Origin of the sequence: Polyangium sp. 6x1 (assembly GCF_029946515.1) — a bacterium.
In the GTDB taxonomy this organism is placed as follows: domain Bacteria; phylum Myxococcota_A; class Polyangia; order Polyangiales; family Polyangiaceae; genus Polyangium.
This window is the reverse complement of sequence record NZ_JARZHH010000014.1, coordinates 126,435-143,359: the sequence shown is the minus strand read 5'-3', so window position 1 is coordinate 143,359 and position 16,925 is coordinate 126,435. Positions and strand designations below refer to the sequence as shown.

At 68.4% G+C, this 16,925-nt stretch carries 11 protein-coding genes; 6 read left to right on the top strand and 5 right to left on the bottom strand.

Annotated features, from left to right (window positions below):
* Positions 1-5: 5 nt before the first annotated feature.
* The gene (locus QHF85_RS16175) at positions 6-1,361 is read left to right on the top strand and encodes a nucleobase:cation symporter-2 family protein (RefSeq protein WP_281328081.1); all 1,356 of its coding nucleotides are present in this window, start codon (positions 6-8) and stop codon (positions 1,359-1,361) included.
* Here QHF85_RS16175 and QHF85_RS16170 read toward each other — a convergent pair.
* Complete coding sequence (locus QHF85_RS16170) at positions 1,323-2,132, bottom strand: hypothetical protein (RefSeq protein WP_281328080.1); 810 nt, start codon at positions 2,130-2,132, stop codon at positions 1,323-1,325. The genes QHF85_RS16175 and QHF85_RS16170 overlap by 39 nt on opposite strands.
* A gap of 3 nt (positions 2,133-2,135) precedes the next feature.
* A complete protein-coding gene (locus tag QHF85_RS16165) occupies positions 2,136-3,023 on the bottom strand; it encodes a LysR family transcriptional regulator (protein ID WP_281328079.1) in 888 nt (295 codons plus the stop codon).
* Between the two features lie 78 nt (positions 3,024-3,101).
* Here QHF85_RS16165 and QHF85_RS16160 point away from each other — a divergent pair, with 78 nt between their 5' ends.
* The 3 genes from QHF85_RS16160 (at position 3,102) to QHF85_RS16150 (ending at position 7,849) form a co-directional block, all read left to right on the top strand.
* Entirely contained in the window at positions 3,102-4,451 is a 1,350-nt protein-coding gene (locus QHF85_RS16160) for an FAD-binding oxidoreductase (protein WP_281328078.1), read from the top strand.
* The gene (locus tag QHF85_RS16155; protein ID WP_281328077.1) at positions 4,448-5,287 is read left to right on the top strand and encodes a hypothetical protein; all 840 of its coding nucleotides are present in this window, start codon (positions 4,448-4,450) and stop codon (positions 5,285-5,287) included. The genes QHF85_RS16160 and QHF85_RS16155 overlap by 4 nt, the downstream gene beginning before the upstream one ends.
* A 132-nt stretch (positions 5,288-5,419) precedes the next feature.
* On the top strand, positions 5,420-7,849 hold the full coding sequence (locus QHF85_RS16150; RefSeq protein WP_281328076.1) for a hypothetical protein: 2,430 nt from the start codon (positions 5,420-5,422) through the stop codon (positions 7,847-7,849).
* A 3-nt stretch (positions 7,850-7,852) separates the two neighbouring features.
* Here the strand turns inward: QHF85_RS16150 and QHF85_RS16145 are convergent, their stop codons facing one another.
* On the bottom strand, positions 7,853-8,872 hold the full coding sequence (locus QHF85_RS16145) for a site-2 protease family protein (RefSeq protein WP_281328075.1): 1,020 nt from the start codon (positions 8,870-8,872) through the stop codon (positions 7,853-7,855).
* Positions 8,869-9,600: a hypothetical protein gene (locus QHF85_RS16140; protein ID WP_281328074.1), complete on the bottom strand. Its 732-nt coding sequence runs from the start codon at positions 9,598-9,600 to the stop codon at positions 8,869-8,871. Before QHF85_RS16140 ends, QHF85_RS16145 begins: the two co-directional genes overlap by 4 nt.
* 104 nt (positions 9,601-9,704) lie before the next feature.
* On the opposite strand from QHF85_RS16140, the gene QHF85_RS16135 reads away from it, so the two are divergent.
* Together QHF85_RS16135 and QHF85_RS16130 are read left to right on the top strand one after the other, a co-directional pair.
* Positions 9,705-13,151 carry a BRCT domain-containing protein gene (locus tag QHF85_RS16135; RefSeq protein WP_281328073.1) on the top strand — a complete coding sequence of 1,149 codons (3,447 nt, stop codon included), beginning with the start codon at positions 9,705-9,707 and terminating at the stop codon, positions 13,149-13,151.
* Between the two features lie 224 nt (positions 13,152-13,375).
* A complete protein-coding gene (locus QHF85_RS16130; protein WP_281328072.1) occupies positions 13,376-15,619 on the top strand; it encodes an MASE1 domain-containing protein in 2,244 nt (747 codons plus the stop codon).
* A 36-nt stretch (positions 15,620-15,655) separates the two neighbouring features.
* Here QHF85_RS16130 and QHF85_RS16125 read toward each other — a convergent pair whose 3' ends face one another.
* Entirely contained in the window at positions 15,656-16,732 is a 1,077-nt protein-coding gene (locus QHF85_RS16125) for an STAS domain-containing protein (RefSeq protein WP_281328071.1), read from the bottom strand.
* Positions 16,733-16,925: the final 193 nt, after the last annotated feature.

Here is a 16,925-nt window from a genome sequence, read left to right as displayed (position 1 = left end):
CGGCCATGGCCTCGCAAAGCGCCCCCGATCCCGTCGACGCGTGGCTGCCCTTGCCGCGCCTCCTCGCGTACGGCCTCCAGCACGTGCTCGCCATGTACGCCGGCGCCGTCGCGGTGCCGCTCATCGTCGCCGGCGCCCTTGGCCTTTCCCACGATCAGCTCGTCTACCTGATCTCGGCCGACCTCTTCACCTGCGGCCTCGCGACGCTCGTGCAGACCGTCGGGTTCCCCGGGTTCGGCGTGCGCCTGCCCGTCATTCAGGGGTGCACGTTCGCAGCCGTCGGCCCGATGATTCTCATTGGCAAGACGGGCGGCCTGCCCTCCGTGTACGGCGCCGTCATCGCGGCCGGGGCGTTGACCTTGCTCGTCGCGCCGTATTTCGCTCGATTGCTCCGTTTTTTTCCGCCCGTCGTGACGGGCAGCATCATCACGCTCATCGGCATTTCTTTGCTCCCCGTCGCCGTGCGCTGGGCGGGAGGCGGGGACCCGTCGTCCCCCGAATTCGGCGCGCCGGCCGCGCTCGGGCTCGCGTTCACCACGTTCGCGCTGGTTCTTCTTTACAAACGCGTGCTCACGGGCTTCTGGCAGAGCGTGGCCGTGCTGCTCGGGCTCGTGTCGGGCACGGTTATCTCGGCGGCGCTCGGCATGTTCGACCTCGCGGGCGTGCGCGAGGCGCGGTGGATCGCGGTGACCACACCGTTCGCGTTCGGGCTCCCGCATTTCGATCCGGGCGCGGTGGCCTCGATGGCCCTCGTGATGCTGGTCGTCATGGTGGAATCGACGGGCGATTTCGTGGCGCTCGGCGAGCTCACGGGCAGACCCTTGACGCCCGAGGCGCTCGCGCGGGGCCTGCGCGCCGACGGTTTGTCCACGATGCTCGGCGGTGTTCTGAATGCGTTTCCATACACCGCGTATGCGCAGAACGTGGGCCTCGTGGCGCTCTCGCGCGTGCGGAGCCGGTGGGTGGTGGCGGCGGCAGGGGCGATCCTGGTCGTGCTCGGCCTCTTGCCGAAGCTTTCGGCGCTCGTCGCCGCGATTCCGGCGCCCGTGCTCGGCGGGGCGGGGCTGCTCATGTTCGGGCAGGTGGCCGCGAGCGGGCTGCGTACGCTGTCGCGGGTCGATTTCGACAGCGAGCAGGGGCGCATGAATGGGCTCATCGTCGCCGCGACGCTGGCCGTGGGCCTCATTCCGCTCGGCGCTTCGAATTTCTGGCGGAGCTTGCCCCCGTGGCTCCAGGTGATCCTGCAAAGTGGCATCACGGCAGGCAGCGTGACCGGCATTCTTTTGCACGCGGTGTTCGCCCGCCGGAACGGGAGCGAGCCGTCAAAACACGCCACTCACGCCGATCCCCGGAGCCCGTGAAACGCCGTCGCTGACCATCGTCGGCGCGACGAACCATCGCGCCGCAGACGCGGCCTGAGGCTGCTCCGGGGTCATTGGCTCCTCCCGCCGCTCCCGCGCGATCGCCGTGGCGAGGGTGATCCCGCCGTGCACGAACAGCGCGCCCGACCACGCCGTGAGCGCCGCCCAGGGCGCGCGATATCGATCGTCGTTTCCGAGGAGCTGCGATGCGCCCACGAGGATCGTCGGCGCCGTGCCCAGCATTTCGAGGATCCCGAACGCCACGGGCGGCGTCCGATCGTCGTCGAAGAGCGCGCTCACCGCGCCCGTGGTGAACGCGAGGTTCGCGCCGAGCGCCCAGGAGACGCCATACACCGTCCCCCGATCCGTATTCGGCGCGGCGAGCGACCAGATTCCGTGCACGCTCATGGCCCCGGTCCACGCGGCGGGGACGACGAGAAGAGCGGATAGGAAGTTCGACGCCGTGCCCTCGCCGCCGTGCTCGATCGCGAGCAGCGTATTGAGAAGGAGCGCCGACGGCGTCACGAGCACGCTCTCCGCGATCGACCAGCCGACCGCCGGGGGCTCGCGTTGCGCCACGGTCCCGACGTCGTGAATCGTGAAGACCGTGCTGGTGACGAGGATGGTTCCACCCGTGATGAGGATCCCCCCGATCGCGGCTCCGACGTCGTCGGAGTTGCCGGCGCGCGCCTCCGTCGTGACGGCGAGCGCGAGCGCGGCCGCAGGCAGAGCGACGAGGGCGCGGGTGAAGAAACGTCGATGATGGCGCATGATTTACAGACCCATTTTTCCGAGAATTGGTTCGAGCAGATCGAGCATGGCCTTGATGCGCGGAATCTCGGAGAGCACGGCCGGCACGACCACGCGGAAGCCGATTTCCCGGCCCACGACGTCGGGCAGCACCGGGACAGGTTGGCGCTCGGGGGGCTCGGGGTCGGGGATCCCAGGGTCGGGGAGGAGCGCGATTCCGTGCCCCGCGACCGCGAGCAGCCGGATCACGTGAATGTCTTGCGCCGTGACCATGGGCGAGACCAAAAACGTGCCGCCGCGGAGCAGGGGCCACGATCGCCCGTCCTCGCCGGGGGCCTCCCAGGCGAGCAAATCGTGCCCCGAGAGCTCCGCGACGGATCGCGGCGTCCCGCGCCGCTCGAGGTATTCACGTGACGCGACGAGCCGCACGGGGACGCGCATGAGCTCGCGCGAGACCCACGGCCCCGCGGGGCTCGTTTCACCGAAATGAAAGGCGAGGTCCACGTTCTCCATGAGCCCGCCGACCGGATCATTGCTGAAATGCAGCTGGAAGGCGAGGCGCGGGTACTTGCGCGCGATGCCGAGCACGTGAATGAACAGGTGCGGGGGCAAACCCACGGGCAAGACGATACGAAGCACGCCGGCCGGCTCGGATCCCGCTTCCCGTACCGATTGCAAGAGCGCGTTCGACTCCTGCACCATCAACCGCCCGCGCGCCGCCAGGAGTTTTCCGGCCTCGGTGAGCGCGACGCCGTCCCGCGTCCGATCCACGAGCAGCACCCCGGCGCGCGCTTCGAGCTGATCGATCCTGCGGCGCAACGTCGCGCGCGGCATGTGGAGGGACGTCGCCGCGGCGAGGAACGATCCTGCCTCGGCCACCGCGAGAAAGGCTCGGAGCTCTTCGAGGTCCATGGGGGTGTTCGTTTCTGGAGCACCGGGTGGCCGAGATTGGCCATGCGCCCGCCGCTCGGCCGAGCGTACCATCGAACCATGACGACCATCCATCCCGATGTGCCGTACGAGGGACGAACCTTTCGGCGCGGATCTCCCCGTTATGAAGAGCGGCGCCGCGCGACGATGTGGAATGCGCGCGTGCCCGATCGATACCCGGACGTGATCGTGCAGGCGAAGACCGAGCGCGACGTGATCGACGCGGTGAAGCTCGCGCGGCGCGAGGGCTTGCGGATCGGCGTGCGCTCGGGGGGGCATAGCTGGGCGGGCAACCACCTGCGCGACGGCGGGCTTTTGCTCGACGTCTCCGGGCTCGACGAGGTCACGATCGATCGGAAGGCGAGGCGCGCGACGACGGGGCCGGGCCGCGCCGGCAACGAGCTCGCCGAGATGCTCGGGCGGCAAGACCTGTTTTTCCCGACCGGACATTGCAAAGGTGTGTGCGTCGGGGGCTACCTGCTCCAGGGCGGCTTCGGCTGGCATGGCCGCGCGCTCGGCCCGGCGTGCATGAGCGTGATCGGGCTCGATCTCGTGACCGCCGACGGCGAGCGGGTCCACGCGAGCGCCGAGGAGAACGCCGATCTCTACTGGGCCGCGCGCGGCGCGGGCCCCGGTTTTTTTTGTGTCGTGACGAGGTTTTACCTGCGCGTCTACGAAAAACCGGAGGTCACGGGCTTCGCGTTCCAGAGCTTTCCCATGTCCCGTCTGGAGGACGTCTTTCGCTGGGCGCGCGCCGTGGGGCCGTCCGTGTCGGCCGCGGTCGAGCTGCAGCTCGTGATGACGCGAAATGCCATGGGCGTGGGCGGGCCGGGCATCGAGGTCTTTGCGCCTGTTTTCGCCGATACCGCGCGCGAGACGTTCGATGCGCTCGCCTTCATGAACGAGAGCGTTCTCGGCCGGAGCGCCGCGCTCAAGGCCGCGTTCATCCCCGCGACGCTGCCGCTCCTCTACAGCGCGGTCATGCACCATTACCCGGACGATCACCGGTACGCGGTCGACAACATGTGGACTCACGCCCCCATCGACGATCTGCTCCCCGGCCTCTTCAAGATCGCCGCGACGCTGCCGCCGCCCCCCGCGCACGTCCTCTGGCTGAACTGGGCGCCGCCGCCGGATCGACCCGACATGGCGTTTTCGGTGGAGGACGACATCTACATCGCCCTGTATGCGGGGTGGAAAGACGCCGGCGACGATATCCTCCACGCGTCGTGGCCCACGGAGCGCATGCGCGAGATGCAGCCGCTCGCCAGCGGTTGCCAGCTCGCCGACGAGAATCTCGGAAAACGGCCGGCGCGGTTCGTCACGTCGGACAACCTCGCGCGGCTCGATCAGATTCGAGGCGACCGCGATCCGAAGCACATCTTTCACGCCTGGATGGGACGACCATGAACCACCCGATTCCTTCACGCTCGCTCCACCTCGGTATCCGGGAGGGCGAGCTCACGGGCAAACCCTATGCAGCGTTCTGGAATCCGCGTCTCGCGCCGCTCGCGGAGCACGCGCGGGAGGCGCTCCTTTGCGGCCCGCTCGCCGCGCCTCTGCTGCCCGATCTCGCCGATGCGCCCCGGCTCCTGGAGGCCGGGGATCACGAGGTCGAGAATGGCCTCGGTTGCCGGGACGACGGCGCGCTTTTCGTCGCGGTTCGCACCACGATGCCGGACGTCTCCCCCGCGATGGTCGATTGGTGGTTCGGGTGGCATGGCAAAGAGCCAGAGCGGTACAAGCTTTGGCATCCACGAGCGCATGTCCATGCGTGCTGGGGAGACGCCGATCCACCGGGCGCACAGGGGCGCGCGCGGTACGTCGGGCGCGTGTCATTCGTCGACGAGTACATCGGGAGCCGATTGCAGCAGGTGACGATCCGGTTCGTCCGGCCCGCCGAGCTCGGCTTCGACGAGGCGGCACTTGCTGATCCCGCGGAGTCGACTGTGGTCTGCGCACGCGTGGGTCTCGTCGGGCTGCCCGTGGACGCCGGATGGCTCGTGCACCACGTCCGCCGCGTCCCGGGCGGCGCCGAAATGCGATCCCGCTTCTGGCTCGGCGGGCCGCACGGCGGCGTGCGGGCGCCGGGGTTCGTCGGCGCCGTGGCTTCTCGGATCGCACGGCGTGTCGCTGCGCCGAGCCTGGAAGAAGCACGCGCGCTCCTCGTGCATTGCTCCCAGGAAATGACACACCTCGCCTCGTTCCTGCCGCGGCTCCACGAAGAGCTGCGCGAACTGCCCTGATCTCGGCCGTTTCGAGGATGTCCACGCGTGGACATCGCATGGCGAACCGTGGCCATTGTGGGGACATCGAACGGAGCTACCTTCGATTCGTGAGGCGCCGATGAGCCCGCCTCGTCGACATTCGGAGGTACCGTGAACCACCGCCACGACCACTTCAAGACCTTCCTCTTGCGATTGATGGGATTCGCGCTCGCGTTCCTCGGACACGCGACGATCGCGCGGGCCACCGTCGTCACGCCGACCGACGATACCCACGTGGACCTCGACGGATCGGGGCCGCACGGCAGCTCGACCGAGCTCGTCGTCAAGCTGAAGCGGAACACCAGCACGGACCAGTCGTACAATGCGGTGGCGTCCGTCATGCGGTTTCAGATCAACCCGACGGACAAGGCCACGGACGCGGCGCTTTACCTCGACCTCGCCAGGTTCGACGAGGCGCTTTCTTGCGATTTTCGGATCTGGGGCCTCGGGGAGACGACGGTCCTCGCGGAGACGTTCGAGGAGGAGTCGGCTAAATGGTCGACGTTCAACGCCATCATCAACGATACGGCCGTCGGCGTGAACACGAGCCAGTTCTGGCCCCTCATCTTCGACGCAAACCCCGCCACCCCCGACAGGGACCCGCTCGGGACCATCACGCTGACGCAGGCCGACCTCAACAAGACCGTGCGATTCTCCAGCGCGGCGCTCGTCAACTTCATCAACAACGATAACGACGGCGTGATCACGCTGATCGTCACGCGTGTCCTGCGTAGCAACAGCTTCGACACGGCGTTCGCCTCGAAGGAGCACCCGACCCTGAGCGGGCCGCGCCTCTTCCTCCAGGCCGAGGAGACGCTCGGCGCCGCCGCCGATACGTTTGCCCGGTACGGGGATTCCACGGCCTATGGAGGGCAGAGCAACGTCCTCGTCAAGAACAACGGCGGCACGCACGCCAATACCCGCAAAGGCGTCGTTCGTTTCGAGATGACGCCGGGCACCAAGGTCGAGAGGGCCACGGTGCGCCTCGACGTCGCCAACTACTTCCAGGACGTCGGCACGGTCCCGGAGAGCTTGAATTTCGCGGTCTTCGGTATCCGCGACGGAGCTTCGTCCGAGAGCTTCAACGAGGCGACGGCGAATTATGCGACGTTCTCCAACGAGCTCGACAGCTCGTCCGACGGCGTCCGCAATTCGGAGGTCGACGCGCTCGGGCAGTTCACCGTGAAGCGCACCGACGTCGGCAAGACCGTCTCGTTCACGAACGACGCCCTCGTCGATTTCATCAACGCGGACACGAACGGCAAGATCACGCTCGTCCTCATCCGCGCCCAGTACACGCCGTACCTCAATTTCGCGTTCGCCGCGAAAGAGAACACGACCCTGCACGGCCCGCGCCTCGCCCTCACGCACGCCCTCGACGAGACGCCCGCCCCGACGATGAAGTTCGTGTATCAGGACGTCGACGCCGACGGCGCCAAGGATCTCCTGCTCGTCGTCGAGCTGCCGGGCGGCAATGGGTTTGTCGTGGCCGACCCCTTCGTGATCGCCGAGGCACTGCGCACGTCGGGATACAACTTCGGCGTCGGCACGGATTTCTGGGAGACGCTGAGCGTCACGCAGCAGGCGGGCTTGCTCGCGACGGTCTCCGATCTCGTGGCGAACGTGGGCACGACCGTCGAGGCGGCCGAGCTCGACGCGGCCCGCGCCGATCTGCCCGAGGGGCGCACGTATGCGGTGGGCACGTTCTCGGGTGATTTCGAGTCGTCGCGGTACGGCATGACCTATTCGGGCTCGCTCCTGTCGAGCTCCTCGCAGAACGCGCTCGGGTACAGCTCGGTAGAGCTCGGCTCCGGCCAGGCCGGCGCGATGTTCACGGATGAGGGCGTCGCGATGGGCTTCGAATCGAACCTCTTCGTCCTCACGACGGGCGTGGGCGATCCCTCCGGCACGACCGCGGCGCTCAGCCTGTCGGGCGGCGTGGGCATGTATGGCGAGCTCAAGTATGGCAAGGACGGGCAATACGGGTTCAGCGTGCCGCTCGTGGTCGTCCCGGTCGGCGTCACGGTGTACGTGAAGGGTAGCGACGCGGTCACCTCATTCAATTCCTTGAAGGGCTGGTGCGTTGGTTGGAACCAGTCGCTCCTGACCATGGCCTACAATCTCCACGCGTGGCAGATCGATTGGAGCAACGACGTCCGCGTTGGTCTCGTCGATGCCGTGAACGACGGTCGTATCGTGATCAGCCATCACGCGGGCGTCGCGGTGGTGTGGACGCGGGAGGCCGCGCGGGAGTCGACGGTTTGGTTGCATGGAACCACCGAGGAGGTCGGGTCGAAGCTCTCCAGCGTCGCCGCGACGGCCAGCAACGCGCTGATGTACACGAACGAGAATGCAGCCGCCGCGGTGACGGACTGGACCTCGACGGCCGGGTCGGTCGTGAATTCGACGCTCGATTCGACCCTGGGCTGGTTCGAGGGCGGCGTGTCGGATCTCGAGGACCTCGCGGACGACGTGGGCGACGACGTCACCGACGTCGCGGAGGACGTGGGCGAGGTCCTCTGCAAGGTCTTCTGCTTCTGATCCTCAGCCCGGCGGGGCGGCTTTCCCGGCCGCCCACGCGATCGCCGACAAGGCGACGATGAGCCCCGCGAACGTGCGAAATGCACGCGAATCCCCCTCCGCCGGTAGATCTCGTTTGAGCCGCAAGCTTCCCGCCGCGCACACGACCCAGCCGATCGCCTCGCCCGAGGCGAGCGCCGCCACCGCGGCGAGCGTCAGCACGATCCCCCGCTGACGCGTATCGAGCGCGCGAAACCCGCGCGCGCCGTCGAGCTGCCAGACCGGGACCAGGTTGAAGACGTTGATCGTCGCGCCGATGCTCGCCACCGCGAGCAGCGTCCGCTCCTTCAGGAAAAACCCCGCCGCGAGCGCGAGCGCCGCCGCAGCACATCCCCACACGGGCCCCGCGAGCCCGACCCGCGCGTCCTCGCGGGCGTCGATCGGATACTGCCGCATCCGCACGAGCGCGCCGAGGCCCGGCACGAACATCGGCGCGGTCGCCTGGATTCCGTAGAGCCGAAGCGCGGAGACGTGCCCCATCTCGTGCACGTAGATGGAGGCGACGAGCCCGAGCGCGAACGAGATGCCGCGGGATCGATCGAGCGCGAGCCACGCGAACATCGAGAGGAGCGTCGGCAGCGAGGCGAGGCCCGAGACGAGCAGTTTTGCTTTTCCGAGCAGCGAGAGCAGGAAGTATTTGAGGTTCCACGCGACGAGCGCGACCGCGCCGAGGCCCGCCACGGCCTTCGCGCGTCCGCCTTGGGGCTTCGGCGTGCTCTCGGCTTTTTCGAGGGCGAGGCTCAAGCGGCGGATCGTCTCGCCGACGACGCGGTGCTGCGTGCTGCCCGGGGGCAAGAGGCCGAGCGCCTCGCGCCAGTGCGTGAGGGCGTCGGTGAAGCGGCCTTCGCGCTCGGCGGCCTCGCCGTGCGCCGCGAGGGCCGCGAGGCGGGCGCCGTGCACGAGCTTGCGGCAGGCGGGGCAAGCGAGCATGCCCGGGGCGAGCTCGACCCCGCAGGCCGCGCAGCGCGAGACGGCGTCGTTCACGTGGTGGGGCTCGTGTGGACCTGGTAAGGGCCGCTGATGGCGACGGGACCGCCCACGCCGCGCGACGACTGCCACGCGGTGCGCAGGCCGAAGAAGATGATCAGCGCGCCGAGCACGCCGCTGAGGCCGCTCGTGACGTCGAGGATCGGCGCGGCGAGGGTCAGGGCCGAGATGAACACGAAGCGGAGGACGGACAAGAGGGCCCCCGCGCCCGGTTCCCCGTCGTCTTGCTTCATCGCAGCGACGATCACGGGGAGATATCCCATCGCGGACGCGATGTACGTGAGCACGACCGCGAGCACCTGATGCCTCGTGCTGCCGAATCCGCGCGTGACGCGCTGGACGGTGCGTCCGACGAGCACGCCGATGCCGATCGTCGCGAGCGCGAGCTGGATCTGGGTGAGGTGGACGAAGAGCGCGTAGACGAGGCCCAGGCCGACGGCGACGGCGCCGGCCTGGAGGAAGGCTTTTCCGAAGGCCGTGCCGCCGCGGGCATCGTTCACGGAGCGCTGCACGCCGTCGCGACACGAGCCGCACAGGATCTTGTCGAGGAGCTGATAGTACGCGGTAGTGATGGCCGACTGGCAGACCGAGCACTGCACGTGCGCGGCGGCGGGCTCGGCGAACTCGGCGCGCTCGAAATCGAGCTGGGCCGGGGCTTCGGGCGCAACCGGGGCTTCGGGCGCGGTGGGTTCCGCGGGCTTCGTCTCGAGTGTGGCTTCGCTCATCGCCCGATCTCCATCGGCAGAGTTGAGCGTTACATGCGAGCGAAGTCAATCGAGCGCGCGTCGAGGATGGATCGTGCGCGGGAAGACGTGTAGAACCGTGAGCCATGGCCCTCGATGTCCGCGGGAAAACCGTCGTCCTCACCGGCACCTTTTCGAAGCTGAAGCGCGCCGAGGCGGAGAAGCAGCTCGCGGCGCTCGGAGCCAAGATCGGCAGCAGCGTCGGCAAATCGACGCACATCCTGTTCGCCGGCGAGAAGGCCGGCAGCAAGATCGACGCGGCGGGGCGCCTCGGGATCACGGTGCTCGGCGAGGACGAGCTGATGGCCCTGCTCGCCGGTCCGAGCAAGAAGGGGGCAGCTTCGAAACAGGCGCCTTCAAAACAGGTGGCTTCTGCGTTCGCGGCGCTCGATCCAAAGGCGCCCGGCGCGGCGCTCGCGGCTGCGATCGAGGCGCTGCCGTGGGACGACTTCGACGCCGATCGCGACCTGCCGGCCCTGCGCGAGGTGCTCTGCGCCCACGAGGCCGCGCACGGGATCACGGCGGCTCATCAGGCCGCGACGGCGCGATTGCGACCTCGCGCGACGCTTCAGCACGCGCACGGGCATGACGTCGAGGTCAGCTGGAGTGAGCTCTCGCCCGACGGGCGTTTCCTCGCCACCGGCTCGTGGACCGGCGACGATTACGATCTCGGCGGCGTGCTGCAAATCTGGGACGTCCGGGCCGCGCGCTGCGTGAACATGATGCGCGTGCGCGGCGGGGTCGGCTGGCCCGATCACGGCGATTGCATTCAGTGGCGGCCCGACGGCAAGCGCGTCGGCCTCGCGTTCGATACCAACGGCGTCGGCAGCTTCGATCCGTTCGGCAAGTCCGGCGAGCCCGAGTCGTGTGCCTACGTGACCGACGGGTGGAACCGGCCGCCGTCGTGGGGGTGGTCCGCGAACAACCGAGACGTCTATGTCGCTTGCTGGGGCCCGAACCTCGCGCTCGGGGCGATCGTTCCGCTGATCGGTCGGCGGCCCGCGCCACGCTGGTGCCAATCGGCGGGCCGCTCGGATCCGAACGATCCGAGCTCCGAGCCGCGCCTGCGACCGCTGGGGAACATCGATGGGTCGCACCCCGATCGCTTCGTCGGCGAAAGCGAGGGCCAGGTCGTCGCGCTCGACGCGAAGACGGGGAAGGTCCTGTGGGAGCAGAAGGCGCACGCGCCCGTCGCGTTTTCCCCGGACGGGAGCGAATTTGCGATGCACCCGGCCGGCCTCGTCTATTACGACGCGGCGACCGGCCTGCCCAATGGCAAGGTGCCCATGCACGTCGGCGCCGAATCGCTCCTCTATTCGCGGGACGGCTCGCGGCTCGCGGCGATCGTGCAACCCGAGAACAGGTGGGGCGCGGAGCCGGGGATCTTCATTTACGATCGCGGCACGTACCGATACAGCCTCGATGTGCCGGCGCCGAGGACCGACGAGACGTACGGTTTTGCGTGGCGCCCCGACGGTCGCGCGGCGGTGATCACGGTGCGCGGGCGGCTGCAAGTGTGGGAGCTCGGCGACGCGCCGACACGTGTGCTCGATATTGCCGGGCCGAAAGGCGGCGTGGCGTATGGCGACGGCGTGCTCGTCAGCTTCACGTCGAAGGGCCTTTTGTTTTTGCGGGATCACGACGGGGCGGAGATCGGTCGGTTCCGCCCCGCAGTCGAGTCGAGCGGCGACAATCCTCTTGCGCAGGGCGAAGACGATTACGGATGCGATTTCACCTTTCCCCCGGCATTCCCGCTCGACCGCGAGCGGGTGGCCGCGGCCTTGCCCGAAGGCGTGGTGATCGGGCCGGTGGACGCGAGCGCCAGCGTGGCCGAGATCGACGGAAAGATCGCGTGGGTCCTCGATCGCAAGTGGGCGTGGCCGTGGCGCTGGGGCGAAGCGAAGGTGTGGCCGGACGTGGCGGCGGCAGCGGCCGATCCCGCGGCGCCGGCGGCATTCAAGCGCAAGTTCGGCAAGAAGGGCAAACCGCCGGCGCGGACGAAGAAGGTGAATTGGCCGCCGCCGGGGGGCTCGATCGAGGACGTCGCGGCGCTGGTCGGGGAGAGCGTCAAGGCGATCGACAACGGTCATATCCGCGACGATTATCAGCAGAGATTCGCCGAGCGGGTGATGGTGCTCGGCTTCTTCGATCGCGCCGCGGCTGTGCTCGACGGCACGGACGGCTGGCCGCGGTGGCACCATCCGTGGCATTCGGCTTGCGCACGCGCCGAGACGGTCGTGGGCGCGCTCGCGTGGCGCAAGAGCGAGGCGCCGCTGACGGGCGCGCAGACGAAGACCCTGCGCCGCTGGCTCGGCGAGGCCGAGAAGCTGCTCACGAAGAAAGAAGCGAAGGAGCGCAGCGCGTCGCCGCCGCGGGCGATGATCGGCGCGGGCTGGGTGCTGCTCGGCGAATCGGCCCGCGGCGACGAGCTGCTCGCGTCGGCGATCGCCACGGTCGACCCCGAGGTCAACGCAGGCGAGAATCGCCGCGTGGTCGCCGAGGCCCTGACCGCGGTCGGACGGATCCGCGAGGCGATCGACATGATCGCCAGCGGAGAGGAAAAACCGTCGTGGACCGAGACGCGGCCCGTGTTCTCGGTGATCTGCCCGCGCGCGTCGGCGGCGGAGCTGAAATACCTCGTTTCGCGGATGAAGGAGCGCGAAGCGCACAACGAATTCGAGCTGCTCGAGCGCGGGCTCTCCCGGCTCATCGCGCTGAAGGAATGGGACGCCGCGGTCGCGTGGCTCTCCGAATTCGACGGACTGTCGACCCGCGTATCGCGCATCGAGCTCGCGGCCGCGATGGCGGCCGCCGGCGAGCCGGCCCGCGCCGAGGCCGCGATGGCCAAGGAGCTCGTGCCGAAGTACGAGAGCTCGGCGGAGTACTTGCTAGGCCTCGCGCGTGTGGCCCCGGAGCGCGCCAACAAGCATCTGGAAGCGATTCTCAAGAAGGCGCCGAAGCTGCGCGACGAGAGCCGCGACTTCCCGCGCCACCTCGCCGCCGCAGCTGCGACGCTCGGGCGGCTCGACATCGCGGCGAAGCTCGAAAAGAGCGCGCCGAACGTGCTCGACGCGTTCGAGGTGCGCGCCGGCGTGCTCGGCGCGCTCGACCCCTCGCATCCGGAATGGAAGGCGTGGTTCACACGCGCCCGCGAGCTCGAGCCGGACCACCGCAAGCTGGCTCAGCGCATGGCGACGCTCGCCTTCCGCGGCGGGCTCGCGGACGAGAGCGTCGCTTTCCTCGATCAGGCGATCGAAATGGCCCGCGGCGAGGGGTATCCGGACATCGCGCTCCAGGACGTCTCGGCGGTGATGGTCGCGGCCGGCGATCTCGCGGGGGCGCACCGGGCCTTCATGTCGATCAGCAAAGGGATGCGCTCGCATCGCAATGGGCCGATCTTGTCCGCCACGATGGAGCGCGGCCTGTGGGCGGCGACGGTCGATCTCTTGCGGCAAATGCCGGAAGACATCAACGGCAGGGCGCGTCACGGGCTCTCGATCTTGCTGAAGTTGACCGATCGCGACGGATTCTAGCGGCGGAGGGGGCGCGATTGCGTCCGAGCGAACGGGGCTGCCAGAGGACGACCGGACGGGCAGGACCGTAGCTTGCGAGAGGTGCTCCGCCAGCTCGGCCGGCCATGGGCACAGGCGCGGACGAGCGGCCCGAACGCGCACGAAAGAGCCGCCGCGCAGGCGAGAGCGGGGCGGCGGCGGAAAGGAAGGTGACGCGTGGTCGAGCGACCCTACGATCGTCGTATGTGCAAGAAGGGTTCTTCGTCGGCATGGGGACCTTTCGCGTCGATTGCAAACGCGGCGTGGCCGCGGGCGGGCTGCGCCGCAGGCACATGAGCGTCCCGTCGGCGCGGACGCTCCTCGGCTGCGCCGTGCTTTTTTTGGCCCACGTCGGTCTGTCGGAAGCGAGCTACCTTTTCGTCTTCCCGCCCGCCAGCAATGCCATTTTCTGGCTGCCTAGCGGCCTGACCCTGGCCTGGTTTCTTCGCACCGCGCCGGCCCGCTGGCCCGCGTGGCTCCTCGCCATTTTTCTGGCAGAGGTGCTGATCGTCTTGGTGCACGGGCAACCACCCGCCGTGGCCCTGGCCTGGGGCGCCGCGGCCGGTCTCCTGCCATTCTCGGGCGGCTTGCTCTTGCGCCGGCAGGCATACAGGGTTTTCGTGTTCCGGCGCCCATGGGACCTCGCGCGTCTGGTGTTGCTCGGTGCTGCGGTCGGCGCGATCCCCGGCACCCTCGTCGCGGCGGTCGCAGCGGTCGTTTGGCTGGGCGCACCCTCGTTCTGGAAGGTAGCGGTCTCCTGGTGGAGCAGCGACGCGCTCGGGGTCATCCTGCTGTGTCCGCTGTTTCTGACCTGGACCGAGCCAAATCCGGAGCCGTCGCGCTCCGGCCGCGCCGCCGAAGCACTGGCCATGCTCGTGATCGTTTCGGGCGGGGCGTGGTGGGTGTTCGGGGGCGAGCAGTCGCGCGAGATCGAAGGGGCACTCCCCGCGCTCCTGTTCCCCTTGACGGCATGGACGGCTGTCCGTTTCGGACCCAGAGGCGCGACGGCCGCCACGGTCATCGTCGATTTCATGGCGGCCTTGCACACGAGTCAGGGCCGCGGTCCCTTCGCAATGGGGAACGCGTCCGTGGCGGCGCGCATCCTGACCGTGCAAACGTACGTCGCGTTCCTCACGTTGCTCGTCCTGCTCCTCGCCATGGTCGTCGTCGAAGAACAGAGGGCGCGAGCCGCCGCCGAACGGGCGGAGCAGCGCATCAAGTTCCTCGCCATGGCCTCCGAGATCCTGACGGGGTCCCTGGAGTTTTCGACCCGGTTCGCCGCGCTGGCGCGGCTTTGCGTGAAGTCGATGGCGGACTGGTGCTTGATCGACGTCGACGAGGGGGGCGTGTTCCGGCGCATCGGCGCACACCGTGATGCCTCCAAAGAGCCGCTTCTCCGACAGCTCGAGGAGCGCTACGCGCCCGACGCGAGCTCGCCGCAGCCGGCGGCTCGCGTCCTCCGCACGGGCAAGCCCTTGCTGCTGCCTCTCGTCACCGAGGAGCTCATCCGGGCGCACGCCGTCGATGAGGAGAATCTACGCCTGATCCAGGCACTCGGCACGCATTCGACGATCGCCGTACCGCTCGTGCTCCGAGGACAGACGATCGGCGTGATCACCCTCGGCTGCGCGACGCCCGGTCGGCACTACAGCACCGCCGACCTCGACCTCGCGACCGAGCTCGCCCGCCGCGCGGCCATCGCCATCGACAACGCGCGCCTCTATCGCGACGCCCAGGCCGCCATTCGCCTGCGCGACGAGATCTTGTCGATCGCGTCACACGAGCTGAATACGCCAATGACGTGCCTCGCGCTCGACGTGCAGACGCTGAAGAGAGGCGCTGCGCAATCGGGCGCTCCATGCCCGCCGCCCCTTTTGCGGGTCGAGCGGCAGGTAAAGAAGCTCGCGCGTCTGATCGAGGAGCTGCTCGACGTCACGCGGGTCACGACCGGGCGCCTGCATTTGCAAATCGAGGACGTCGATCTCCCTGCCGTCGTCCGTGACGTCGTCGAGCGCCTCGCGGAAGACCTGTCCCGGGCCGCCTGCCCCCTGACGCTGCACGCCGAGCCATCCATGGTCGGCAGCTGGGATCATATTCGTTTGGAGCAGGTCGTCACCAATCTGATCACGAATGCGATCAAATTCGGATCCGGTCATCCGATCGAGATCCGGGTTGGCGAGGCGGATGGAATCGCGCAGCTCACGGTGCGCGATCATGGCATCGGCATTCCTCCCGATCGCCTGCCGCACATCTTCGAACGCTTCGAGCGGGCGGTCTCGTCGCGCGCGTACAAGGGTCTCGGTCTCGGGCTCTATATCGTGCGATCCATCGTCGAGGCCCTCGGCGGTTCGATTCGCGTCGAGAGCACGCTCGGCAGCGGAACGATGTTCACCGTGGAGCTGCCTCGCGCGGGGCCCCCACGCGCCTCCGAAAACGAAGGCGAACGCTGACGAGGTTTCGTGGGCGAGGGGGCAAAGCGCCGATCGCTACGGGAGAGTCTTTGGACCGCCCGTGCGCGTGGCGCCCATGCAGCGCAGGAGGCCGTCGCGCAGGCTGGCGAGCGTCACGAGCTTCGACAGATCGATGCCAATCGATACCATCGTCTGGGCGACGGCGGGGCGGATGCCCGTGATCACGCAGCGCGCGCCGAGCAGCTCGGCGGCGCGGACGAGCCGAAGGATGTGATCGGCGGTGGAGGTGTCGATCACGTCCACGCCCGTCAAATCGATGATCGCGTGACGCGCGTTCTTTTTCACGACCGCCTCGAGCAAGCGCTCCATCGTCTCGGCAGCGCGCTGGCTATCGACGACGCCCATCAGCGGCAGGGTGATCACACCGTCCCAGACCTCGATGATCGGGGTCGACAGGGCGCGAATGGCCTCCTCCTGACGCGCGATGAGATCGAGCTTGTCCCGCAGCTCCTTTTCCGTCGCGGCGCGCTCCTCGACCTCCTTGCGGACGCGCTCGAGGGCCACCGCCAGATCGGCCTTGGTCGCCTCGTCGGTGCCGAGGAGGCGCTCGACGCGGTCTTCCAGGCTCGCGTCCGAGGGCCGGATGACGAATTCGTCGTATCCGTCCCCCTTCGCCGCGAATGCGACCTGCTCGGCCCAGCATTGTGAGACCCCGAAAAACCGCTGGAAGATCCCCGCGAACTTGCCGCCGAGGTAACTCGAGCCCCAGTTCACCCCGAGCGCCTTCTGGCAGTCGGCTTCCCAGTGGTTCCGGGCGCGCACGCGCGCCTCCTTGGCCTTCGGATCGAGCGAGACGATGTCCCAGATGCCCCAGCCGGCGGCCGCGGCCACTTTGGTGAGCTCGGCGAAGCCCTGTTCGAAGGTCGGATACTGGCGGATGTACGCCCAATCCTCATCGACGCCGTCGCGCCCGCCGCCGTGGAGCGAGAGCCGGATGCGCTCGGTGCCCACCATGCGCTGCAGCCCCGAGAGCAGCCCCGCCAGCGTGCTCTCGGTCCAGATGAAGATAGCGGGGTTTCCCCCCATGCGTATCGTCTTCCGCTCGGTATCGTATTCGAATTCCAAGCCGCCCAGGATTGCGCGCTCGATCATTTATGAAGTCTCCAGCAGACATCATACATCGTCTTGGACGGAAGTGTAAGCGAATCGCACACTTTGCCGAAGGTCCGGTCTCGTTTGCCAACGTTCCGTAACGGCCCGCATCCGGCGCGCGGTGGCTCGTACATTCTCGTGCCGGCCCGGCAAATGCTCGAGGGAGAGCTCGCGCCGAAATCCACGACCGTCG